The 4,175-nt window shown below is 42.4% G+C and carries 5 protein-coding genes; 1 reads left to right on the forward strand and 4 read right to left on the reverse strand.

The window, feature by feature from the left end; genetic code table 11:
- The coding region (locus N482_RS03980) for an IS3 family transposase (protein WP_155730471.1) at positions 1-185 on the forward strand (185 nt) is incomplete at its 5' end.
- 155 nt (positions 186-340) lie between these two features.
- On the opposite strand, the gene N482_RS03985 is transcribed toward N482_RS03980, so the two are convergent.
- Genes N482_RS03985 through mpl form a run of 4 tightly spaced genes read right to left on the reverse strand, consistent with a single transcriptional unit; the run spans position 341 to position 4,046 of the window.
- A complete protein-coding gene (locus N482_RS03985; protein ID WP_063375854.1) occupies positions 341-1,108 on the reverse strand; it encodes an ABC transporter permease in 768 nt (255 codons plus the stop codon).
- A 2-nt stretch (positions 1,109-1,110) separates the two neighbouring features.
- A complete protein-coding gene (locus N482_RS03990; protein ID WP_063375851.1) occupies positions 1,111-2,031 on the reverse strand; it encodes an ABC transporter ATP-binding protein in 921 nt (306 codons plus the stop codon).
- A gap of 43 nt (positions 2,032-2,074) precedes the next feature.
- Positions 2,075-2,692, reverse strand: a complete 618-nt coding sequence (locus tag N482_RS03995) for a flavin prenyltransferase UbiX (protein WP_063375852.1) — start codon at positions 2,690-2,692, stop codon at positions 2,075-2,077.
- Between the two features lie 4 nt (positions 2,693-2,696).
- On the reverse strand, positions 2,697-4,046 hold the full coding sequence (gene mpl / locus N482_RS04000; protein ID WP_063375853.1) for a UDP-N-acetylmuramate:L-alanyl-gamma-D-glutamyl-meso-diaminopimelate ligase: 1,350 nt from the start codon (positions 4,044-4,046) through the stop codon (positions 2,697-2,699).
- Between the last annotated feature and the right edge of the window lie 129 nt (positions 4,047-4,175).

Below are 4,175 nucleotides of genomic sequence, written 5' to 3' on the forward strand. Positions count from 1 at the left end.
TAAAATATCGCGCTATAAAACATGATTGGTTGCAAAAAGTGGCTCAACCAACGCGTGAACACATGAAAAATGATGTTGCTGAATATATGAAATATTACAATCTGGAAAGGCTGCATTCAGCTAATAACGATCAGTCACCCGTAGAGTATGAGAATTCTTTAAGAAAAGTGTCCGGCTGGAGTTGACCAGAACATAAGGAAAAATTGAGCATCACGGTACAGTTAATATGTATTCAAAGTATGCTCGGGCCCTGGGTTCCACCTGACTTCAGTAACACTATAATAAAACCTCCTGACAAAAAATTACCGCCTGCATAGGCGGTAATTTTTATTATTTGCGCTTAATGTCGTAACCCAACACCCCGTTTAATAAGTGTCAACGCAATGGTAAACAGCACTGAAATAAAACCAATTAACACCGAAAAAGCAACGTAAATATTGACGTCAGACACACCTAAAAAGCCGTATCTAAATGCGTTAACCATGTAGATAATTGGGTTTATCTGAGACACACCTTGCCAAAACTCAGGCAGTAGCTTAATAGAGTAAAACACGCCGCCTAAATAAGTCAGTGGCGTTAAAACAAACGTTGGTATAATACTAATATCATCAAAGCTATTCGCATAAACAGCATTAATAAGCCCCCCTAGCGCAAATACCGCAGACGTTAAAACGACGGTCGCTACTATCACGGCAATATTATGAATTTGAATATCAACAAAAAACAAACTCACAACACTCACTATAAGGCCCACCAGTATGCCTCGCGCCATACCACCGCCCATATAACCAAGTACGATAACGTAATTTGGCACTGGTGCGACTAAAAGCTCCTCAATGCTCTTTTGAAACTTGGTTGAATAAAAACTAGACGCGACATTTGAATAAGAGTTGGTAATAACAGACATCATTATAAGGCCGGGCACGATAAACTCCATATAGCCAAAGCCACCCATTTCGCCAATTCGAGAGCCGATAAGGCTACCGAAAATAATGAAGTACAGTGTCATCGTGATAGCAGGTGGGACGAGCGTTTGCACCCAAATACGTAAAAAGCGAATACACTCTTTTATCCAAATACTTTTAAGTGCAACTCGATATTTTAAAATATTCATTCACTGCGCCCCTGCTCTAATAAACTAACAAATAGCTCCTCCAATCGATTCGCCTTATTTCTCATACTTAACACTGCATTGCCCTGCTCACTGAGCTGAGTAAACACCCTATTAAGCCCTTGCGACTTTTCTACCTCAACTTCAAGGGTATGGTCGTCAATAAGCGTAAATTGATAGCCTTCAAGTGAAATTGGTTTAATTGGTGCTTGTAAATCAAGTATGAATGTTTCTTTGTCTAATTTAGCCAGTAGCGCTTTAATCGTGGTATGTTCAACAATGATGCCTTTATCAATAATGGCGATATTGCGACATAATAGCTCTGCTTCTTCGAGGTAGTGCGTAGTCAAAATAATCGTCACGCCTTGACGGTTTATTTCACGTAGAAAGTCCCACATAGAGCGTCTTAGTTCTATATCAACACCCGCTGTTGGCTCATCCAAAATGAGCAGTTTTGGTTCATGCATAAGCGCACGCGCAATCATAAGGCGACGCTTCATACCACCAGATAAAGTGCGTGCTTGTTTGTCTTTTTTATCAAACAAGCTGAGTTGCTTGAGGTACTTCTCAGCACGTTCATGCGCAGCTTGGCGCGGTACACCATAGTAACCAGCCTGATTCACCAAAATCTGATTCAGTGTTTCAAACTGGCTAAAATTAAACTCTTGTGGCACCAGACCCAGCTCAGATTTAGCCGCTTCTAGCGCTGTATCGATTGAATGGCCGAACACCTTCACTTCGCCATCAGTTTTATTTACCAGTGAAGCGATCACACCGATAGTCGTCGATTTCCCTGCCCCATTTGGGCCCAGTAGGGCGAAAAAGTCGCCCTGCTCTACTTCTAAATCAATCCCTTTTACCGCTTCGACACCATTTTTATAGACTTTTTTTAAGCCCTTTATACTTAATGCAGTTGTCATTTAATTTGGATCCCCAATCCCCTAGATGTGTATTTCACTGTATTTATTCGCCGTAACCCCAACGTTTTGCGAGTGTATGTTCAATATTCAAATGGTCTAAAATACGCGCCACCATAAAATCCACTAAATCTTCTATGGACTGTGGCTGGTGATAAAACCCTGGCGCAGCTGGCATAATAGTGACACCTAACTGACTCAGCTTAAGCATATTCTCCAAGTGAATTGGACTAAATGGCGTTTCTCGAGGTACTAAGATAAGCTGTCCTCTTTCTTTGATAACCACATCCGCCGCACGCTCCAATAAATTATCAGAAGCACCCAGAGCAATTGCAGAGACACTGCCGGCACTGCAAGGGCAAACAACCATTTTCTTGGGTGCAGCCGACCCCGAAGCCACAGGGCTAAACCAATTATCTTTACCAAATACCTGAATTTGGCCATCTTTGGCTTTACACAGAGCACTCAACTGCTCAGTTGCTTTGTGTTCATTGCCAGATAGTTTGACATTAGATTCAGTGTCTAACACCACACGTGCTGCACTAGATATAAGTACATATACTCGATAATCAAGTTCAACCAGTACTTCTAATAGACGTAAACCATAAGGTGCACCTGATGCACCGCTAAACGCTAACGTGATGGGATCTTTGTATTTTGACATGCGATTATGACATTACCTTGTTAAGCTCGACGATTAAGGCCTCATGTATGCCATTAAAACCGCCGTTGCTCATGATTAATATGTGTTGGTTTGGCTTTGCTTGCTTTATGACTTCGGCCACTATGTCATCTGTGTTTGAAAAACACTGACGCCCTGCTTTATTAGCTGCGGCTTTCAGAGACCAAGATAGGCCTTGAGGTTCAAAAACCAGCGCTTTGTCAGCGGCCTGTAGTGCATTCATCAAGGTGTCTTGATGAACCCCCATTTTCATGGTGTTTGAACGTGGCTCAAGTACTGCGATGATTTCTTCATTACCTACTTTTGCTCTTAAACCTGCCAATGTTGTTTCTATCGCTGTAGGGTGATGTGCAAAATCGTCGTATACACGAATATTGGCAATATCCGCTTTTAATTCCATACGCCTTTTTGGCGACTTGAAAAGACCTAACGCTTCAACACTTACCTCTACAGGAATGCCAACATGACGGGCCGCGGCGATCGCCATGATGGCGTTTTTCACATTGTGCTCGCCAATGGCCTGCCAATTCACCTCACCAACAACCTCGCCTTCAAGTAGCACTTTAAAGCGACTACCATCTGGGTTGAGTAGTTTATACGACCAATCCCTACCTAGCGATTCTTTTTGACTCCAAAAACCGCGTTCCAGTACGTCATTAATAGCACAGTCTTGTTCTGGATAAATAGCTTTACCTTGGCCAGGTAAAGTTCTGATCAGATGATGAAATTGGGTTTGAATCGCGTTTAAATCAGCAAAAATATCGGCGTGATCAAATTCAAGGTTATTTAAAATAAGCGTACGCGGTAAATAATGCACAAATTTACTGCGCTTATCAAAAAATGCGGTGTCATATTCATCCGCTTCAATCACAAAAAATGGCGTGTCACTCACACGCGCAGATACACCAAAGTTTTGAACTATGCCACCGATTAAAAACCCAGGCTTTAATCCGGCGTATTCAAGTAGCCATGCCAGCATACTGGCTGTTGTGGTTTTACCGTGAGTCCCTGCAACTGCCAATACCCAAGCGTTCTGCAAAACATGATGTTTTAGCCACTCAGGGCCCGACGTATAAGGCAAACTTTTTTCTAGCACATATTCAACACATGGGTTACCACGACTCATTGCATTTCCAATTACAACCACATCTGGTTGAGGCTCCAACTGCACAGGATCGTAACCCTGAGTCAGTTCAATTCCCAAAGACTCTAGTTGTGTACTCATTGGTGGATAAACGTTTTGATCTGAGCCGGTTACTTTATGGCCCAAAGATTGCGCAATGGCTGCAATGCCGCCCATAAAGGTGCCGCAGATCCCAAGAATATGAATATGCATAAGTTCAGCTAGTTATTAAAATTGCTCCTAGGGTAACACACTCCCATGAGCCTAGGCTGACTTTGTATGCAAAACAGTTTTGCACAGACAAAAAAATACCAGCCTATGGCTTAATGCCGATCAGTTAAG

The organism is Pseudoalteromonas luteoviolacea NCIMB 1942 (genome assembly GCF_001625595.1).
GTDB classification, from domain to species: Bacteria; Pseudomonadota; Gammaproteobacteria; order Enterobacterales; family Alteromonadaceae; genus Pseudoalteromonas; species Pseudoalteromonas luteoviolacea_A.

What these genes read in the sequence shown, in the direction of transcription:
- N482_RS03990 (WP_063375851.1), bottom strand. Translation starts at nt 2,031, where the DNA reads ATGACAACTGCATTAAGTATAAAGGGCTTAAAAAAAGTCTATAAAAAT.
- N482_RS03995 (WP_063375852.1), bottom strand. Translation starts at nt 2,692, where the DNA reads ATGTCAAAATACAAAGATCCCATCACGTTAGCGTTTAGCGGTGCATCA.
- mpl (WP_063375853.1), bottom strand. Translation starts at nt 4,046, where the DNA reads ATGCATATTCATATTCTTGGGATCTGCGGCACCTTTATGGGCGGCATT.